At 62.1% G+C, this 17995-nt stretch carries 15 protein-coding genes and 2 pseudogenes; 5 read left to right on the forward strand and 12 right to left on the reverse strand.

What is annotated here, in order from left to right; translation table 11 throughout:
• Positions 1–376: pseudogene (locus V5B39_RS06660) on the forward strand (IS701 family transposase); the annotation flags it as partial.
• Between the two features lie 181 nt (positions 377–557).
• On the opposite strand, the pseudogene V5B39_RS06665 reads toward V5B39_RS06660, so the two are convergent.
• Positions 558–978: pseudogene (locus tag V5B39_RS06665) on the reverse strand (transposase); the annotation flags it as partial.
• A 153-nt stretch (positions 979–1131) separates the two neighbouring features.
• Between V5B39_RS06665 and V5B39_RS06670 the strand changes: the two are divergent.
• Positions 1132–3024, forward strand: a complete 1893-nt coding sequence (locus V5B39_RS06670) for a sulfatase-like hydrolase/transferase (protein WP_434735660.1) — start codon at positions 1132–1134, stop codon at positions 3022–3024.
• Positions 3025–3280: 256 nt separating this feature from the next.
• On the opposite strand, the gene V5B39_RS06675 is transcribed toward V5B39_RS06670, so the two are convergent.
• On the reverse strand, positions 3281–3763 hold the full coding sequence (locus V5B39_RS06675) for a cyclic nucleotide-binding domain-containing protein (protein WP_332342141.1): 483 nt from the start codon (positions 3761–3763) through the stop codon (positions 3281–3283).
• 74 nt (positions 3764–3837) lie between these two features.
• Complete coding sequence (gene uvrB, locus V5B39_RS06680) at positions 3838–5916, reverse strand: excinuclease ABC subunit UvrB (protein WP_332342142.1); 2079 nt, start codon at positions 5914–5916, stop codon at positions 3838–3840.
• 168 nt (positions 5917–6084) lie between these two features.
• Between uvrB and V5B39_RS06685 the strand changes: the two genes are divergently transcribed.
• Positions 6085–7287, forward strand: a complete 1203-nt coding sequence (locus V5B39_RS06685) for an amino acid aminotransferase (protein ID WP_332342143.1) — start codon at positions 6085–6087, stop codon at positions 7285–7287.
• Between the two features lie 15 nt (positions 7288–7302).
• On the opposite strand, the gene V5B39_RS06690 is transcribed toward V5B39_RS06685, so the two are convergent.
• From V5B39_RS06690 to V5B39_RS06705, 4 genes are all read right to left on the reverse strand, one after another.
• A complete protein-coding gene (locus V5B39_RS06690) occupies positions 7303–9168 on the reverse strand; it encodes an AsmA-like C-terminal region-containing protein (RefSeq protein WP_332342144.1) in 1866 nt (621 codons plus the stop codon).
• Between the two features lie 271 nt (positions 9169–9439).
• Positions 9440–9778: a cupin domain-containing protein gene (locus tag V5B39_RS06695; protein ID WP_332342145.1), complete on the reverse strand. Its 339-nt coding sequence runs from the start codon at positions 9776–9778 to the stop codon at positions 9440–9442.
• An 845-nt stretch (positions 9779–10623) separates the two neighbouring features.
• Positions 10624–10962, reverse strand: coding sequence for a hypothetical protein (locus V5B39_RS06700; RefSeq protein ID WP_332342146.1), 339 nt, complete (start codon positions 10960–10962; stop codon positions 10624–10626).
• Positions 10963–11100: 138 nt separating this feature from the next.
• On the reverse strand, positions 11101–12129 hold the full coding sequence (locus V5B39_RS06705; RefSeq protein ID WP_332342147.1) for a PstS family phosphate ABC transporter substrate-binding protein: 1029 nt from the start codon (positions 12127–12129) through the stop codon (positions 11101–11103).
• A 232-nt stretch (positions 12130–12361) separates the two neighbouring features.
• Between V5B39_RS06705 and V5B39_RS06710 the strand changes: the two genes are divergently transcribed.
• On the forward strand, positions 12362–13114 hold the full coding sequence (locus V5B39_RS06710) for an SDR family oxidoreductase (RefSeq protein ID WP_332342148.1): 753 nt from the start codon (positions 12362–12364) through the stop codon (positions 13112–13114).
• Positions 13115–13126: 12 nt separating this feature from the next.
• Positions 13127–13978, forward strand: a complete 852-nt coding sequence (locus tag V5B39_RS06715; protein WP_332342149.1) for a pyruvate, water dikinase regulatory protein — start codon at positions 13127–13129, stop codon at positions 13976–13978.
• Positions 13979–14148: 170 nt separating this feature from the next.
• Here the strand turns inward: V5B39_RS06715 and V5B39_RS06720 are convergent, their stop codons facing one another.
• The 5 genes from V5B39_RS06720 to V5B39_RS06740 all read right to left on the reverse strand — a co-directional run bounded on the left by V5B39_RS06720 (position 14149) and on the right by V5B39_RS06740 (position 17990).
• Complete coding sequence (locus V5B39_RS06720) at positions 14149–14469, reverse strand: AzlD domain-containing protein (protein ID WP_332342150.1); 321 nt, start codon at positions 14467–14469, stop codon at positions 14149–14151.
• A complete protein-coding gene (locus V5B39_RS06725) occupies positions 14466–15194 on the reverse strand; it encodes an AzlC family ABC transporter permease (protein ID WP_332342151.1) in 729 nt (242 codons plus the stop codon). The genes V5B39_RS06720 and V5B39_RS06725 overlap by 4 nt, the downstream gene beginning before the upstream one ends.
• A 148-nt stretch (positions 15195–15342) precedes the next feature.
• Positions 15343–16302 (reverse strand): metal ABC transporter substrate-binding protein, encoded by a 960-nt coding sequence (locus tag V5B39_RS06730; RefSeq protein ID WP_332342152.1) that lies wholly within the window; start codon positions 16300–16302, stop codon positions 15343–15345.
• 21 nt (positions 16303–16323) lie between these two features.
• A complete protein-coding gene (locus V5B39_RS06735; RefSeq protein WP_332342153.1) occupies positions 16324–17205 on the reverse strand; it encodes a metal ABC transporter permease in 882 nt (293 codons plus the stop codon).
• Positions 17202–17990 (reverse strand): metal ABC transporter ATP-binding protein, encoded by a 789-nt coding sequence (locus V5B39_RS06740; protein ID WP_332342154.1) that lies wholly within the window; start codon positions 17988–17990, stop codon positions 17202–17204. Before V5B39_RS06740 ends, V5B39_RS06735 begins: the two co-directional genes overlap by 4 nt.
• Between the last annotated feature and the right edge of the window lie 5 nt (positions 17991–17995).

The following is a 17995-nucleotide window of genomic DNA, read 5'->3' on the forward strand; positions in this document are numbered from 1 at the left end:
CACGCCACTTCGCGAGCTGGCACGCATGCAGGCACAGCGCCATTTCATCGAGCGCGCCTTCGAGAATGCGAAAGGTGGCTGCGGGATGGCCGACTACCAGGTACGCAAGTGGCGGGCTTGGTACCACCCCATGGCGCTCGTCTGCGTCGCACTCCTCTTTCTCGTCAAGGAGCGGCGGCAACACTCACCCTACGCCGAGTTACTGTCCTGTGCCGATGTCGTCGACAGGCTCGTGGCGCAGCTCCCGGTGAAGATTCACGGTCGCGAAGACCTCGTGCGAATCATCGCCGAGCGTCATGCACGGCGACAAAGCGCCCGCGACAGCGCCTACCGAAGGCAGCCGCCAGCACCGAAAAATGCCATTCCAATCTGTTAATGTAGAATTAAGTACGACTGGTTGCCTTTCAAAGCCCGGACCGCCGAGAAGCTTCACGAAGATGTCGGTAAAATCCTGGACGAATTTGGCTCGGTTTGTCGGATGACTTTTTGCTGACCGCTTACAAGATCGATTTTGGTTAGAAAGTAGGCTAAAGTGGTCCCCGAAGTCAAGACAGGAGATCGCTGGCATCGACCACCGCCGGTTTTTGCTGCGCATCGATCGTCGACCGGCAGACCCCGGCCAGGACGCACTGCTGCACCATGGCGGCCGCCTCCCCTGGGTCGATCCACCCTGGCCGGATCATGACGGGCTGATCCCGGACTTTTTTTGAGCCAGTCCAATTCCCTCTTCAACTTGCCGATCTCGCTGTACAGCCGCTCCGGCTCCCGGTGGGCGGCCAGCGGCTTGGGACCTCGCTTCCCTTCAAACAGCGTCTTCGCCTGTTCCTGGATAGCCTTCTTCCACTGCCCAACCTGAACCGGATGGACGCCATACTCCTGGCCAATCTCGTTGATCGTCTTCACCCCTCGCACGGCCTCCAGACCCACCTTCGCCTTGAACTCCGGTGTATGTACCTTCCGCGTCTTCGTTTCACTCATCGTTCCTGGCTTCCTACCTTGGCGCACAGCTTAAGCTACTGTCTGAATTCCGGGGACCACTATATTCAGCCAAAATGAGAATTGCTGGTCAACAACCGGTTAAGCGGCGGTTAAGCTTGCTGGTCTAAAATGGCACTTTTGGGAGTTTCGCCGATGCCCGGATTGCCTTCGCTTGCCAGTATCAGCCGATTTTATTTGTTCACATGGCTGAGCGTCATCGCCCACGTCACCCGTTTCACCACCCGTGAGCAATACGCTGATCCGGGCACCGCTCTGTGGACCCTGGCGACGACGGCGACATACTCGATGTTCTATCTCCTGCCCGCCATTGGAGTCGGCTACCTGGCTTACTGGCTATTGCGTCGCGCAAAAAGTTTCCGTTACGGGAACCTGCTGCTGGCGACAACGCTCATCGCCCTGACCGGACTGATCCATGTGCTGCTGTTCGCCGATCGCCTGATCCACGACATGTATGGCTTTCATATCAACGGCTTCGTGGTGGATCTCGTCCTCACGCCCGGAGGCATTGACTCCCTGGGTGCGACGACCAGCACCCAGCTCACGGCGGCCCTGATCATCACCGCGCTGCTGGCCTTGCAGGGACTTGCCTATTACTGGCTGGTGGCGCGCAGCCCCGCGACCGCACGCCCCCTGCCGCGCATTCTGCGCTGGCGCTGGCTGGCCCTGATCATCCTGCTGGCGAGCATGGGCGAGCGTGTTGCCTACGCCTACAGCGCCGCGGTCAATTACCAGCCCATCCTGTTCGCCAGCGAACGTTATCCGATGTACTTGCCCCTGACGTCGCGCGCCACGATAGCCAGGCTGGGGATCAAGGAAGCCGACAAGGCTTCGGACGGAATCCAGGTGAAGAAGAGCGTTCTCAACTATCCCCTGGTGCCGCTGGATGTCGACAAATCCGTGCAGCCGCCGAACATCGTCTGGCTGGTTGCCGAGTCGCTGCGTTTCGACATGCTCGATCCGAAGATCATGCCGCAGCTTTGGGACTTTTCACAGCAGGCGCTGCGCCTGGAAAAACACTACAGCGGCGGCAACCTGACCCAGATGGGCGTCTTCTCGATGTTCTACGGGCTCTACGCCAACTACTGGTTCCCGATGCTGGACGCGCGTCGCGCACCGGTGCTGATGGATGTCATGCAGCAGCGCGGTTACCAGTTCACCCTGCACACTAGCCAGCGTTTCACCTTCCCCGCCTTCGACAAGACGGTATTCGTCAACATGAACCCGAACGACATGCATATGGCTTCCGTCGACCAGGTCGCCTGGCAGCGCGATCGAGACAACATCCGGGACCTGCTGGCATTCATCGACAAGCGCGATCCGGCTCGCCCGTTCATGGCTTACCACTTCTTCGAGTCGACGCACGCGCCCTATGTCTTTCCGCCGGATACGGTGATTGCCCAGCCCTACCTCGAAGACCTGAACTACCTGACGACGGATTTCAAGGGCGACATCAATCTGATCAAGAACCGTTACCTGAACGCCGCGCGCCATGTCGATCAGCAGGTGGGACGGGTCATCGAACACCTGAAGCAGAAGAATCTGCTGGACAACACCGTGATCATCGTGCTCGGCGACCACGGCGAAGAATTCATGGAGATCAGCCGCTGGGGCCATAGCGCCGAATTCAACCGTTACCAGACCAGCACGCCGGCGGTGATCTGGATACCCGGCAACCAGCCGCGCGTGGTCAAGGGCATCACCAGCCACCTTGACATTCCGGCCACCCTGATGCCACTGCTCGGCGTGCGCAACAAATCGTCCGACTATTCGCAGGGCATGAACCTGCTCGATCCCGCCTACCACCGCGCCTACGCGGTTGCCGGTGACTGGAACCGCCTGGCGTATTTGGGCGAGGATTACAAGGTCGCATTCCCGATCAATGCCACCGGCGGTGCCAAGCGCGACGAAGTCACCGACGGCAATGATCGCGAGATTGCCGATCGGGTACAGGTCAAGCAGAAAATCAGTCCCGCAATCACAGAAATGATGCAGAACCTGACGCGCTTCAGTCGCTTGAAAGGTTAATGTGAAAGTCGCGTCAGCGACTCACGAATCTCCTCTCTCCACTCGGGGGAGAGGGGAAACGGTCATGACTTTCATGATCAAGGGTGCCTGAAAAAGTCATGACCGTTAGCCGCCTCCGGGGTGGCCCCATGCCTGTCGCAATGCTCAGTGATCGCCGTCGCCAGGCGCGGCATCAGGGCTTCGGTAAAACGTAGCCCATGCCCTCGACCACCTGCGTCGCGGATTGCCGCCATCGCATGATCGAAAGCCTGGGTGTTCACGAAGGGTCCGTGCGGCTGTTCGTGGCCATGTAGTGCACCGCCAGATCGTCGATGTTGCGCAGGCGACGGCTCAGTTCCCGGGCCAGGTTGAGGGCAAGTAGCGTAAAGGTCTGCGGGTCAGACTCGTAGATCTGGAACAGATCGGCGTTGGACAAGGCCAATACCGACACCGGTTCGAGTGCCCGGATCGTTGCCGAACGACGCTGCGTGTCGATCAACTCCATTTCGCCAAAAACGTCACCGACCTGGAGAATGGCGATGCGCTTGCCAAACGTGCCGTTCGCGACAGGAGAGGCTTTCAGCACTTCGACCGAGCCGCTGCAGATCACGAAGAGGGAGTCACCATCTTCTCCCTCCTGAACGATCACCTCGGCAGCCGCGAAATGGAGTTCCCGCATCAGCAGCATGATCGACTGCATCGCCTGATCGCCGACGCCGCCGAAAATGGGTTGTTCCTGGAGGAATCGTGCTGTTTTCACTGCGCACTCCGGAGACGAAGATGGAAACCTCGACTATCGAAATAGTTTATACAGAATCAATCAGTTCAATCAGTTCACAAGGGCTGAAGATTTTCCTCGGCGCCGCTGATCCCGAATACCTGTTTGCGGATGCGGAACAATTCGTCGCGCGCGGCGGCGGCTTTCTCGAATTCGAGGTTTCTGGCGTACTCGTGCATTTCCTTCTCCAGGCGTCGCAGTTCGCGCGCCAGTTGCTTTTCGCTCATGGCCTGGTAGTCGGCCTGTTGCTGTGCGACCTTGAGGTCGCGTTGCGCATTCTCGGTATCGTAGACTCCGTCGATGATGTCGATGATACGTTTACTGATCCCCTTGGGTATGATGCCGTTGGCTTCGTTGAAAGCAAGCTGTTTGAGCCGCCGTCGTTCGGTTTCGGCGATTGCACGCTGCATCGAGTCGGTGACCCTGTCGGCGTAGAGGATCGCGGTACCGTGCAGATGGCGGGCGGCGCGACCGATGGTCTGGATCAGCGAGCGTTCGGAGCGCAAGAAACCTTCCTTGTCGGCGTCGAGGATGGCCACCAGCGAGACTTCGGGAATGTCCAGTCCTTCACGCAGCAGGTTGATGCCGACCAGAACGTCGAACTTGCCCAGACGCAGATCGCGAATGATCTCGGCGCGCTCGACGGTATCGATGTCCGAATGCAGATAGCGCACCCGCACTTCGTGTTCGTTGAGGTAATCGGTCAGGTCCTCGGCCATGCGCTTGGTCAGCGTGGTGACCAGCACCCGTTCCGCCAGTGCGGTGCGCAGCCGGATCTCCGACAGCAGGTCGTCGACCTGAGTCGAGGCAGGACGAACGATGAGTGTCGGATCGACCAGACCGGTCGGGCGGACGAGCAGCTCGACGACCTGCCCCTGGTGTGTCGTCTCGTAGTCGGCAGGGGTGGCCGAAACGAAAATGGTCTGCCGCATCAGGGCTTCGAACTCGGCGAACTTCAGCGGCCGGTTGTCGAGCGCCGACGGCAGACGAAATCCGTAATTGACGAGGTTCTCCTTGCGCGAGCGGTCGCCCTTGTACATGCCACCGACCTGAGAAACCGAGACATGCGACTCGTCGATGAACATCAGCGCATCGGTTGCCAGATAGTCGATCAGGGTCGGCGGAGGTTCGCCGACCTGGCGTCCCGAGAGATGCCGGGAATAGTTCTCGATGCCCTTGCAGAAACCGACCTGATCGAGCATTTCGAGGTCGAAACGGGTACGCTGTTCGATGCGCTGCGCCTCGACCAGACGGTTCTCGGCGTTGAAGTAAGCGATCTGTTCAACGAGTTCGCCCTTGATCGCCTCGATTGCCCGCAACACGGTCTCGCGCGGCGTGACGTAGTGCGACGACGGGAAAATCGTGAAGCGCAGCAGCCGGGCCTGCAGATGGCCGGTCAGGGGATCGAAGATCTGCAGGCCTTCGATTTCGTCGTCGAACAGCGAGATCCGGATCGCCTGTTCGGCGTGTTCGGCGGGGAAGACGTCGATGGTGTCGCCACGAACGCGAAAGGTGCCGCGGTGAAAGTCGGTCTCATTGCGCTCGTACTGCATGTCGGCAAGGCGCTTGATCACCTCGCGCTGGCCGATGCGGTCGCCGACGCGCATGATCAGGATCATCTTGTGGTACTCGTCGCGGTCGCCAAGGCCATAAATGCACGAAACGGTGGCAACGATCACGCAATCCCGGCGTTCGAGCAGGCTCTTGGTCGCGGACAGGCGCATCTGCTCGATGTGCTCGTTGACCGACGAATCTTTTTCGATGAACAGGTCGCGTGCCGGCACATAAGCCTCCGGCTGGTAGTAGTCGTAATAGGAAACAAAATACTCGACCGCGTTATCAGGAAAAAATTCGCGGAATTCGGCGTAGAGCTGTGCCGCGAGCGTTTTGTTGGGCGCCAGGACGAGCGCTGGACGACCCGTTCGCGCGATGACATTGGCCATGGTGTAGGTCTTGCCCGAGCCGGTGACGCCGAGCAGGGTCTGGAACGAGAGCCCGTCCTGCAATCCCTCGACCAGCCGATCAATGGCGGCCGGTTGGTCGCCGGCCGGCAGGAAGGGTTGGTAGAGACGAAACGGGCTGCCCTCGAAGGTGACGAAGGGCGGCTTCTCAGGAGAGTGCGCTGGGTTCGGCATGCTAGAATTCTACGTTGTTTCGCGACGGATCGGCGTCGGGAACGGCCGTTCAACGTTCTGTCTCGCGGATCGGGTGGTGTCTTCGGTGGGTGAAGGAACCATGCACCGCCGTTTTCGTCAAGGCACAACGAACCTATCTTGACCAACCGAGCAACTGAGGAAAACTGCATGACCGCTTCGATATTCGCCGCTGTGGAAATGGCTCCACGCGACCCCATTCTCGGCCTCACCGAATCATTCAACGCCGATGGACGCTCGACCAAGGTCAACCTCGGCGTTGGCGTGTACCTCGATGGCAGTGGCAAGGTGCCCCTGCTCGCTGCCGTCAAACTGGCCGAGAAAGCTCGTCTGGAGGCCATGCCGTCGCGTGGCTACCAGCCGATCGACGGCCTGGCCGCTTACAATCAGAACGTACAGAAGCTGCTTTTCGGTGCCGATTCGGCGCTTCTCGCGGAGGGGCGCGTACTCACCATCGAGGCGCTGGGCGGCACCGGCGCGCTCAAGGTCGGCGCTGACTATCTGCGGCGTCTGCTGCCCGAGGCCACGGTGTATCTCAGCGATCCGAGCTGGGAAAACCACCGCGCACTGTTCGAGAATGCAGGCTTCACGGTGGCGACTTATCCTTACTACGATCCGGCGACGCATGGCGTCGATTTCGCCGCCATGCAGGCTGGACTGAATGCCTTGCCGGCGGGTTCAATCGTCGTTCTGCATGCCTGTTGCCATAATCCAACCGGCGCTGATCTCGACGAGGCACAGTGGCGCCAGGTCATCGACGTGATCGGCGCCCGCGGCCTCCTGGCCTTCGTGGACATCGCCTATCAGGGCTTTGCCGACGGCCTTGGAGAGGATGCCCTGGCGCTCCGGCTGTTTGTCGAGTCCGGCTTGCAGTTCCTGGTGGCGAGTTCGTTTTCGAAATCGTTCTCGCTGTACGGAGAGCGTGTCGGTGCCCTGTCGGTGATCACCGCCAACCGGGATGAAACGGCGCGCGTGCTGTCACAGATCAAGCGTATCGTCCGCACCAACTACTCCAGCCCGCCGACACATGGCGGGGCCATCGTCGCTGCGGTGTTGTCCAGTCCGGAACTGCGCCGGATGTGGGAAGAAGAACTGGCAGACATGCGCGGGCGAATCCGCGCCATGCGCCTCAGCCTGGTCGACCGGCTGCAGGGCCGGGGAGTTGGCCAGGACTACTCCTTTGTCATCCGGCAGCGAGGGATGTTCTCCTATACCGGACTGAGCGTCGAGCAGGTCGACCGCATGCGCGAGGAGTTCGGCATTTACGCCGTGAGCAGTGGCCGAATCTGCCTGGCGGCGCTGAATACGCACAATATCGACTATGTGGCTGACGCCATCGCGGCGGTCCTGTAATGGATGATCCCCTGATCAGCGGTTGGCCGTTTGCGTCAGCGGCGACTTGAGGGGGCCGCTGATCAGGATCGACCGGCTGCTGTGATCGGCCTGGCCGCGCATCTGGACCTCCATCCTGCCGCGCAACTGCAGCTTGCGGGTCAGTTCGATCTGTCCAGAGGACTGCATCAGGCCGGCATTCAGTGCCAGGCGTGAAAAGAGGAAAGCGTCTGGCGTTACCGTGATGGCGCCGGACAATTCCTCGAAGCGGGTCCAGCCGCCCAGCGTTGCCGGTGTGGTCAATGATCGGCGTACTGCCTCGGGAAGATCGATGCCACCCAGCCTGCCACGACGCATCGTGAAGTTTCCGCTGGCCTGAAGAGCGGCGGGCAGGCCTGGCCAACTGGCCGAGTTGGCCGAGAATTTCAGCTTGCCATGCGCCTCACCCTGGAATTGACCGCCGATGCCCAGGGCTTCGCCGAGTTTCCGGGCATTGATCCGCTCGAACGACAGTTCACCGGCGATTGCCGCTTGCTGTCCATCGCGCAGGATCATCGCCGCGCGCACCACGCCGTCGAAAATTCGCGATTCGAAGCTGTCGATGACCCAATCGCTGCCTTCGATGACGCCCTTCACGTTCAAGGAATCAAAAAGATACGGCGAACCCTGCGCTACCCGCCAGGCGATCGCATCGATCTGAACCGCGAGCCCGCGCTCACTCGGGCTGAGCTTCAACTGCAGGCCGCGGTCTCGCGAGCGCAGCGAGATCGATTCCAGGCGGTGATCGGCCGAGAGTTGGCAGTGGCCATCCATTTCGTCAATGGCCAGTTCGGAGAACGAGAATGCCGCATTGCTGATCGTCAACTGCTGAACGCCGGCCCGGGCTGACGGGCTGGCGACGGAGGCCAGCATCCGCGACAGATTGCTGATCGTCGCGACGGACAGCCTGAGGTCGCTCAGTTCGGCCTCCCTGAAGAGAATCTTGTCTGCCCGCAGCGTCTGGAGTTCGGGCTGCAGGCGGACCTCGGCGATCTCGAGCCCGTCGCTTCCCTCACCGAGGCGGACATTGACCAGCAGCAAGCCGGGCCGGGGGTAGACACTGACCCGCATGCGATCGATCCTGGCAGGCTGCCCGATGCTTTGCGCCAGGCCGGCTTCCACCTCCGGCAGGTAGTTGGCGTAAGGAAAGAACAGGGCCAGAAGAAAGAGTACGGCGCAGAGCGACAGTCCCCCCAGCAGCAGGCCCAGCGACCAGGTCAGCGACCAACGCCGGCGGCCACGCCGGATCGGTTTGAGCGCTGGCTCGTCGCCCTCAGTGGCAGGTCGGGCGATCGCCTTCAGACGATCAAAAAGCGAGGGTTCCGCCGGCACGGCTTCGGCGGTTGCCGCCGGCCTGGCGGCTGTGGCTTCCTGCTGCAGCTGCAGGGCCGCGCCGGACAGCGGGCCGCCGCTCAGTGCAGGCTGCGGCGTGAGCGAGCCGGGAGCGCGCGAGGGATGACCCCCCCGACTTTCCGGAAAAGGAATGCTCCGGCCTTGCTGGTCATCGGATGCGGGTTCCTCGACCGGCGGCGCAGCCTTGTCGCCAAAGGTAGAGAATTCGGAAACCGTCCGGATGGCCGTTGCCACGATGCCTGTGGGTGAGTCCTTGGTATGCCGCCAGACCGAGTTCTTTTCGATTCTGCGCTCGATGAGGCCGCCATGTTCCAGTTCGAGCAGTGCATTCTGGGTAATCGGGGCATTGCCGGTTTTGTCGCATAACTCGGCGACGGTGGCGTTGCCATCAACGAGAATGAGCACCATCCGGACGTTTCGCTGGACGACCCGCGTTCGTTGCAGCATCGCTTCTTCGCCGGCTGGAGTCTTGGCGAAAACCAGATTGGCATCGATCAGATCAGGGTCCATGGTATTGGCAGGGCCGCAGGGTTAATGTGAAAGCCTTGTCGGCGACTGATCCCCTTCAGGGAAGGGTTCGGCCGTTGCAAGGATCGAATTGTGCATTGTGCACCTTGTTGGCAGGCGGGAAAAGGCGCAGACGACATGAGTCGGCATCCGTGCGTCGATAGCATAAACGGCCTGGCCCATTCCTGCACGGCCAATCACCTGCTGGCCGCCCGGATGTTGAGCCGCAGCCATGGGTTCTTGGGCCCACGGGCAGGCTGGCCATTCATGCCATTCATTCCGGCAGCGGCGCCGGGTGGTAATGAACGGCCAGCCAGACGCTGGTCTGATCAGGGCTGGTCCAGTCCACGCGGTGCCGCCGATGCGGCGCAATGTGCAGATAATCCCCGGCCTTGAGCTGGCGGGCTTGTGTCTCGTCGGCGAAACGCAGGCCGGCTTCGCCCTGCACCAACAGTACCCATTCCCCCTCTGGCTGGTCGTACCAGAAACCCGGCGGGCTGGACTGGCCGGTCGAGACGATGCGTTCAATCGTCAGACCGGGCTGGACCAATAGTTGCAAGAACTGCTCGGTGGGCGAGTCTGGAGGTGGCAGGTTGGCGAACAGGTTGTCCATTGGGCGTAAGTGGCGGGTGATCGATGCGGCAGGCAACAGATACGAATGGTGAAGGATGGTGAAGTGTGGATGATAAACGCAGCCGATCCCGAAAATTGAAAGATGGCTGCGTTTGAATGACCACCTGCCTGGCCCTCGGCGACCTCAACGACGCCGCCTGCCGCCTTACCGCGAGATCACGAATGCCTCGGCGAGGCCAAAACCCTGCAGGCTCCGGAAATCTGGCATCTGGCCAGCGGCGACCCGGCGAAGGCCTTCGTGAGCATCCACGTCGGCCTGGTGATTCAGAACTCGATCGATGATCGTTCTGGTGCAGCCGCTCGCCATGGCTTCTCGTCGAGCATTCGCCAAACGGGGTCTAGGGTTGGTGCTGCCTGGCTTCTGGGGGTAGCACGGAAGTTCGTGGCAGCGTCCGGGGTTAATGTGAAAGTCGCGCCAGCGACTCACGAATCTCCCTTCCCCCTTGCGGGGGCGAAGGCGGGGTTTCGCGGAGCACTGCTCCGCGCCGCCGTAGCCGGCCCGCGATGCAGCGCGGGCCGTGGAAGGAGTCGGGGGGCGAGATGGGGAAATCGCAGAGCCTGCTCTGCGCCCATCGAGCGATTCCGGCGTGCCAGCCGGAATGCGCCCTGCAAGGGAGGGAAGCGGTCATGACTTTCATGATTGGGGGTGCCTGGAGAAGTCATGACCGTTGGTTCAACGTTTGCGCCTGGAATTTGCAGACCGCTTGCCGAGCGAGGCCTTGACAGGAGTCTCGTCGCTCAGGCGCCTGTAGCGCATGTCGGGCCATGCGCCGTCCCTGGTCGACAGCAATCGATGATCTCGTTGATGGCCTGGAGAATTGGCCGCTATTCGCCTGCCTCGGTGCCAGGTTCCGGAGCGATGACGTCGCGAATCGCTGTCTTCAGCTCGCTGCGGTCGAGATGGACGAGCAGCAGCAGACCGGCGCGAACGAGTTCTTCCTTGCTGGCGGAGAGGCCCTTGCGCGCCAGTTGCTTCTTCAGCTTGGAGAGTTTAAGGAATTCGCTGTTCGTCAGGCGTACCTGGCAGCGAACCGTTCTGGCGGCTTTCTTCCCTTTTTTCCGATCCGGTTTCTCGCCGGTTTTTCCGGCCAGCCTTTTCAGTTTGAGTGCATGTGTTGCGGCGGCAATCGGGTCATCGCCGGGAGGATTGGCTGATGCTGACATTCAAATCTCCGTGACAGGAAGCAACAGGTTCAGGGTTCAACAGCGGTCCTCTGTGCCCAAGGGGCAGGTATCTCGCTGCGGGTGGGGGTCCCGGAGGGGGGCTCCGGGGTATTTGAAAGTCTTTGTCCGGGGCAATGGTCAGGAACCGTGCATCAAGGCATCGAGCAACTTGCGCATGTCAACCGGCCGCGGCCGGGCCTTGTTCTCGCCGCCATAAACGCTGCCGACTTTCCTGGCATTGATCCGTTCGAGGTTCTCGCTGTACGCCCGTGCCGGCAGCGGCAGGTAGTTCGCTTCGACCACCAGCCGCTCGGCGTTCTTCATGCAGAAATCAACGAAATCCTTGACCGCCGGTTTTTCGAGCGACTTTTCATTGACGTAGAGGAACAACGGACGCGATAGCGGCTGATAGCTGCCGTTGCGAATGTTGGCAACCGTCGGCAGAACGGCTTCCTTGCCGTCTCCGATGGCCACAGCCTTCAGCTTCTTCGCGTTTTCGACATAGTAGTCGAGGCTCAGATAGCCCAGAGCGTCCTTGTCGTCGGCAATCCGCTGCGCCAGCACGGCGTGGTCTTCGGCAGTATGGACATCGCTGCGGCTGGACTTGACGGTGCCAACGACGACTTCGGTGAAGGATTCGAAAGATCCCGAATCGGCACCCGGCGCATAGAGATTGATCTTCTGGGCCGGCCATGCCGGATTGAGGTCCTTCCAGGTGTTGATCCGGCCCTGTGCCCCCGGTTCCCAGAGCTTTCTCAGATCGGCGACGCTCAGTCTATTGACGAAGGCATTCTGTGGATTGACCACGACGGTCAGCGCATCGTAGGCCATCGGCATTTCGTAGAAGCGGACGCCGGCTTTGGTGCAGTCGTCCATTTCCTTTTTCAGGATCGGTCGCGAGGCGTTCGAGAGGTCGGTCTCGCCGCGGCAGAACTTCGCAAAACCGGCACTGGTTCCGGAGACGCCGATGTTGACGTGCACTTCGTGCAGCTTGGCCCGCTGGAAATCCTGGGCCACCGCCTCGGTGATCGGATAGACCGTGCTCGAACCGTCGATCCTGACCACGGGTCCGGCACCCATGGCCAGCGGACTGACCGCCAGGGCAGCAGCAAAAGCGCCTGCGGAAAAAAACGACGTGGCAAGTGAAGCGGACAGATCGCGCGGCATGGGAAGTCTCCATGATGAGGGTTGATCGAAACGACGCAGGGATTGTGTGACAGATTTGTGACGGATTGATGACAGATTGTCTTTGCCGCGACGGCGACCCGCTGGTCGGCGATGACCGTCCTGGTGAAGCCGCCGCTCACTCGTACGACGGGCTGTTTGCGTGCCGACGCGCGACGCCCGATAATGAGTACTGGCGCCGGGCCGACAGGCCGGCAGAACTCGGGAGCGTGGTATGGATTTATGGGCATGTCCGGCGGTCGTGACCGGGGCAGCATCGGGCCTGGGCGCCGAGACGGCGCGCTATCTCTCTGAAGCGGGTGCCAAGGTGGCGGTGATCGACATCGACGCCGAGGGTGTTCAGAGGGTTGCCGACGAGATTGGCGCGCTCGCCATTCCCTGTGACGTCGCCGATGCACTGTCCGCCGAGCAGGCGATCGCCATGGCACGTGAGGCGCATGGCGCAGCGCGCGTGCTGGTGCACTGCGTCGGCCGTGGCCACTGCAAGCCAATCGTCGGGGCCAGTGGTCCGATGCCACTGGAGGATTTTCGCCAGCTCGTCGAAGTCAACCTGATTTCGACCTTCAACATGATGCGGCTCGCCGCCGCCGACATGGCGGGTTTGCAGCCACTGGCCAACGGCGAGCGTGGCGTCATCCTGTCCACGGCATCGGTCTCGGCCTACGAAGGACAGAGCGGCGAAGCGGCGTATGCCGCCTCGAAAGGCGGCGTCGTCAGCATGATCCTGCCGGCCTCGCGCGAACTCGGTCCCCTCGGGATCCGTGTCGTCGGCATCGCGCCCGGCCTGTTCGGCACGCAGACCCTGTTCGATATGGAGAAGAACCTCGACTCGCGGTTGGCCAGGCAGATCCCGTTCCCGCACCGCTTCGGCGATCCCGCCGAGTTCGCGATGCTGGTTCTGCATGTGCTCAAGAATGTCATGATCAACGGCAGTGTGTTGCGCCTCGACGGTGGCTATCATCGCTGAAAAGGGGGCGTGATGATCAAGGAGAAGGGACGGAAGGCTGAGCACAGCAGGACCATCGTCCTGTATCTTGTCTCGCATGCCTCGGGCGAGCTGGTCGAGATGCTGGCGCGCAATGCGGTCACCCAGCTGGCCGGACTCGAGGTGAAACGCCGGCTGTGGAAGATGGTCCGGCACCTCGACCAGATTCCCGAGATCCTTGGCACATTCGCCAGTTCGCCGGGCTATGTTCTGCACAGCATCAGCCACCACGATATCCGCGAGGCACTCGAGGAAGGCTGTCGCCGGCTCAACCTCCCTTGCCAGTTTGCGCTCGAGCCGCTGCTCGGCCGGCTGGCCGGATACTCCGGCGCCACGGTGCAGCTTCACAACAGTTCGGGCGACGCTTTTGACGAGGACTACTACCGCCGCGTCGAGGCCATGAAGTATACCCTGGCCCATGACGACGGGATCGGCAGCGATGATCTTGAGGGTGCCGACGTGATCGTCGTCGGCGTGTCACGGGCGACCAAGACGCCGACCTGCATGTACCTCGCCTCGCGCGGCATCAAGGCCGCCAATGTGCCGCTGGTGCCGGGAGCGCCGCCGCCGTCGGCGCTGTTGCATGTGAGCAAGCCGTTGATCGTCGGGCTGACCGTCGATCCTGTACGGTTGGCGATGGTCCGCGCGGCCCGCCTGACGGCGCTGCAGGATGAAGCCAATACCGACTACGCGGATATCGACGGTCTGCGCAAGGAAGTGCTCGAAGCGCGTCGCCTGTTCATCCGGCGCGGCTGGCCAATCATCGACGCCAGCCATCGTTCGATCGAGCAGACGGCGTCAATGATCGTCGAAATGCTGCGCAAACGGGCCATCGAGGGTCATTAATGTCAAAGTCGCGTATGCGACTCACGAACCTCCCCTCCCCCCTCGCGGGGGAGGGGTTGGGGTAGAGGGAAACGGTCATGACTTTCATGATCGGGGGTGCCTGGAAAAGTCATGACCGTTAGCAGGCGACGGATCGGCCAAGCAGCGTTTCGCAACCGCCGCTTGCGCCGCTAGAAAAAATATCGATGGACGAAGAACGCCGCGAGACCCATGGCTATCGTCACCAACAGATTGCGCGTGACGAGGCCGGCGGCCAGGCTGACCAGTGCGGCAACCAGGTACGAATTGGCAAACGAAACCTGCCACTCGCCATTCGGCAGCAGGACGGCGGGTACGGTGATGGCCGTCAGCACCGCCGGCGGGATGAACTTGAGCGAGACTTCGAGCCACGGCGCCAGGCGAATCCGGTCTGCCACTGCGAACAGACCATAGCGGATGCCGAAGGTCACGACCACCATTCCGGCAAGCATCCAGACCTCATCGCTGCTCATGGCCGGCCGGCCTCCCGGCGTGCATCGATGATGCGCTGCGCCAGCAAGCCCGAGGCGATGCCGGCGAAAGCGGAAACGACAATCCCGAGTTTGTAGGGCATCGCCAGCGTGAGCAGCGAGGCCGCTCCGGCCGTGAGAACGGAGAGCAGGACCGGAAGGGTTTTGACAAAGGGGATGATCATTCCAATGAAGGTCACCGGCATCGCCACATCGAGTCCCCAGCTCTGCGCGTCGGGAATGCGGTGGCCGAGCACCAGGCCGAGAAAGCACCAGAATTGCCAGTTGAGATACATGGCAATCGACGAGCCGAGCTGGTACCAGTGCTTGCAAGGTGACGAATCGCTCCTTTGAAAGCGGTGCACGGTCACCGCGAAGGTTTCGTCGGTCAGCCAGAACGCCAGCGGAATTCGCCATCTTTGTGGCAGATCCTTGAGATACGGGAGGAGGGTGGCGCTGTAGAGCATGTGGCGCAGATTGACGATCAGGGTCGTCAGCACGATGATCGCGACCGGCGTCTGTGCGGCGACCAGCCCGACGGCGATGAACTGCGATGAACCGGCAAAAACCAGCGCCGACATCAGGATTGCGGCCGTCATCGACAGGCCCGAGGTGGCCGCGATGGCGCCGTAAATCAGCCCAAACGGCAGCGCGCCGAGCAGCAGCGGCAGCGTATCGCGGATTCCCGAGAAAAATTCGTGTCTGTTGAGCGATTCAGGGTGATTCATGGGAGTGGTCATTGGCGTCGGAGACATGCCCCTGCGGGCCACGTCAATCCTGATGATCAGGCGAACATGAGCCGATCGCGCGGCGCCGGGATCGGGCGACTCAGGTCATTGACGATCAGATGACGCACTGGGCTTTCCTTCCGGGTCCTCAGTCAGCCAGTGCTGCCGCCAGCGTTTTCGCGTTCTGCCGCATCATGCCAAGATAACTGTCGGCTGCGCTGCCGGGTTTTGCCAGCGAGTCGGAGTATAGCGTGCCACCGATGCGAGCGCCCGATTCACGGCTGATGCGTTCGAGCAGGCGCGGGTCGGTGATGTTCTCGACGAACATCGCCTTGATCCTTTCCTGGCGGATCTGCCGGATGATGGCGCCGACCTCGCCGGCCGAAGGCTCGGCGTCGGTACTGACGCCGACCGGGGCGATGAAGCGGATCCCGTAGGCGCGGCTGAAGTAGGCGAAAGCGTCATGCGAGCTGACGACTTTGCGCCTTTCTGCCGGCAGGACATTGAAGGTGGCGCGAATTTCGCCGTCGAGAATCGCCATGGCCTGCTCCAGGCGGGCCGCATTGGCCTGATAGACGCTGCGGTTTGCCGGGTCCGCCTCGCCGAGTGCGGCAGCGATGTTGGCGACGTAACGGCGAGCATTGGCGAGGTCCTGCCAGGCATGCGGATCGAGGTCGCCGGGATGCTGGTGAGGGTCGGCAGGCTTGCCGGCATGCGCTCGCGGCTGGCGCAGTGCATGGATTCCCTGGCTGGCGACGACCCGCGCACCGCGATAGCCGGATGACTTGATCAGGCGGTCGATCCAGCCCTCGAAACCGAGCCCGTTGACGATCACCAGTCGCGCCCGGGAAAGGGTTCTGGCGTCGCTGGGTGTCGGTTGGTAGACATGCGCATCGGCGCCGGCGCCAACCAGGGTGTATACCTGCACGCGGTCGCCGCCGATCTGCTGCGTCAGATCGCCGAGAATGCTGAAGCTGGCGACCACCGGCAGCGCCTCGCCAGCCACCGTCCGACCGACCGATCCCAGACTGGCAATGGCCAGCAGTCCAATGGCCAGCAGCCCTATTGCCAGAAGCCGGAAAGGCGCGCTCAGAAGAATCATGGGCATGACTGGATTTCTCATCAGGGTTCAGCGTTCGAAATGCCAATTCGGCCGCCAGCGGCTGGCCAGCGGCCCGAGTCGGCCGATTCCCATCGACAGCAGGTAGAAGGCACCAAGCGTCAGCACGATGGCCGGTCCCGCCGGTAGGTTGGCGTAGTACGACAGCAGCAGGCCGATCAGCGACCCGAAAAAAGCCGTCAGCACGGCGATCAGCAGCATTGGGCCGAGGGTCCCCGCCCACAGGCGTGCCGTGGCCGCCGGCAGAATCATGATGCCGACCGCCATCAGCGTGCCGAGGGCGTGGAAACCAGCCACCAGGTTGAGCACCAGCAGGATCATGAAACCATAGTGGGCGACCGGCGCGAGGCGGCTGATGCGCGCCAGGAAAGCCGGATCGCAGCCTTCGAGCGCGAACAGACGCAGCCCGATCGCGAGCGCGACGACCGATAGCGAGGCGAAGCTGGCAAGCAGGTACAGTGCGGCGTCGTCGAGCGCGAGCACGCTGCCGAAAAGGACATGCAACAGATCGACGCTACTGCCGCGCAGCGAGATGATCAGCACGCCGGCGGAGAGCGAGAGCAAGTAGAAGGTCGCCAGGCTGGTGTCCTCCTTGATCACCGTATTGCGCGCCACGCCACCGGCCAGCACCGCCACCGCCAGGCCGGCCATCAGGCCGCCAAGGGTCATTGCCGGGAGGGACAGTCCGGCAATCAGATAGCCGATGGCCGCGCCCGGCAGGATCGCGTGCGACATCGCATCACCGGCGAGACTCATGCGGCGCAACATCAGGAAGACACCGACCGGCGTCGCACCCAGCGACAGGGCCAGGCAACCTGCCAGTGCCCGGCGCATGAAGCCGAACTCGATGAATGGCGAGAGCAGTGGCAGCGACGACAACGTTTCGGTCATGCGCCCATCCGGTGGCTGCGACAGATCGCCGTGGCCTGGTCCGCGCGGCGGCCTTCGGCGAGTTGCTGGGCGCGCAAGAGGTTGGCCTCGCTGAGTACGCTCGCGGTGTCACCGCGCGCGACGACTTCACGCGCCAGCAACAGCGTTTCCGGATATTCCTGGCGAACATGTTCGAGATCGTGCAGGACAGAGATCACCGTTCGCCCTTCACTGTGCCAGCGGCGCACCAGCGCCGCCAGGTCGCGCACGCTGGCCACGTCGATCGCCCCATAGGGCTCGTCGAGCAGCACCAGCGGCGCGTCCTGGAGCAGGACCCTGGCAAACAGCGCGCGCTGCAACTGACCGCCAGAGAGCGAGCCAATCGGGCGTCCTTCGAGTCCGCCCAGGCCGACGCCATCGATGGCCGCTTCGATGCGCTCCCGGCGGACGCGGTCGAGGCCGGCAAAAGCACCGATTTCGCGCCACAGGCCCATCGCCACGAAGTCATGAACAACGATCGGGAAGCTCGTATCAAGCGTCGCCTGCTGCGTCAGGTAGGCGATCTGCCGGCGCTGCAGGCCGTTCAGGCCGATCCTCCCCTGCAGGGGTCGCAGTTCGCCGGCGATGCCCTTGAGCAGCGTCGATTTGCCGGCGCCGTTGGGGCCGACGATGGCCAGCAGACTGCCGGTAGCGACTTCGCCACGCAAGTGGTGCACGGCGGGATGCCGGTTGTAGCCGAGCGTCAGATCGTCAAAGTAGAGCAGCGCCTCAGCCTGCAAGGGCGGGCGCAGACATGACGGTTGCACGGCGT

Origin of the sequence: Accumulibacter sp., from assembly GCF_036625275.1 — a bacterium.
GTDB lineage: Bacteria > Pseudomonadota > Gammaproteobacteria > Burkholderiales > Rhodocyclaceae > Accumulibacter.

Excerpts from the sequence above, each read along its gene's own strand:
- V5B39_RS06670 (WP_434735660.1), top strand. The coding sequence starts at position 1,132 with ATGCCCGGATTGCCTTCGCTTGCCAGTATCAGCCGATTTTATTTGTTC.
- uvrB (WP_332342142.1), bottom strand. The coding sequence starts at position 5,916 with ATGCCGAACCCAGCGCACTCTCCTGAGAAGCCGCCCTTCGTCACCTTC.
- V5B39_RS06685 (WP_332342143.1), top strand. The coding sequence starts at position 6,085 with ATGACCGCTTCGATATTCGCCGCTGTGGAAATGGCTCCACGCGACCCC.
- V5B39_RS06690 (WP_332342144.1), bottom strand. The coding sequence starts at position 9,168 with ATGGACCCTGATCTGATCGATGCCAATCTGGTTTTCGCCAAGACTCCA.
- V5B39_RS06695 (WP_332342145.1), bottom strand. The coding sequence starts at position 9,778 with ATGGACAACCTGTTCGCCAACCTGCCACCTCCAGACTCGCCCACCGAG.
- V5B39_RS06700 (WP_332342146.1), bottom strand. The coding sequence starts at position 10,962 with ATGTCAGCATCAGCCAATCCTCCCGGCGATGACCCGATTGCCGCCGCA.
- V5B39_RS06705 (WP_332342147.1), bottom strand. The coding sequence starts at position 12,129 with ATGCCGCGCGATCTGTCCGCTTCACTTGCCACGTCGTTTTTTTCCGCA.
- V5B39_RS06710 (WP_332342148.1), top strand. The coding sequence starts at position 12,362 with ATGGATTTATGGGCATGTCCGGCGGTCGTGACCGGGGCAGCATCGGGC.
- V5B39_RS06715 (WP_332342149.1), top strand. The coding sequence starts at position 13,127 with ATGATCAAGGAGAAGGGACGGAAGGCTGAGCACAGCAGGACCATCGTC.
- V5B39_RS06720 (WP_332342150.1), bottom strand. The coding sequence starts at position 14,469 with ATGAGCAGCGATGAGGTCTGGATGCTTGCCGGAATGGTGGTCGTGACC.
- V5B39_RS06725 (WP_332342151.1), bottom strand. The coding sequence starts at position 15,194 with ATGAATCACCCTGAATCGCTCAACAGACACGAATTTTTCTCGGGAATC.
- V5B39_RS06730 (WP_332342152.1), bottom strand. The coding sequence starts at position 16,302 with ATGCCCATGATTCTTCTGAGCGCGCCTTTCCGGCTTCTGGCAATAGGG.
- V5B39_RS06735 (WP_332342153.1), bottom strand. The coding sequence starts at position 17,205 with ATGACCGAAACGTTGTCGTCGCTGCCACTGCTCTCGCCATTCATCGAG.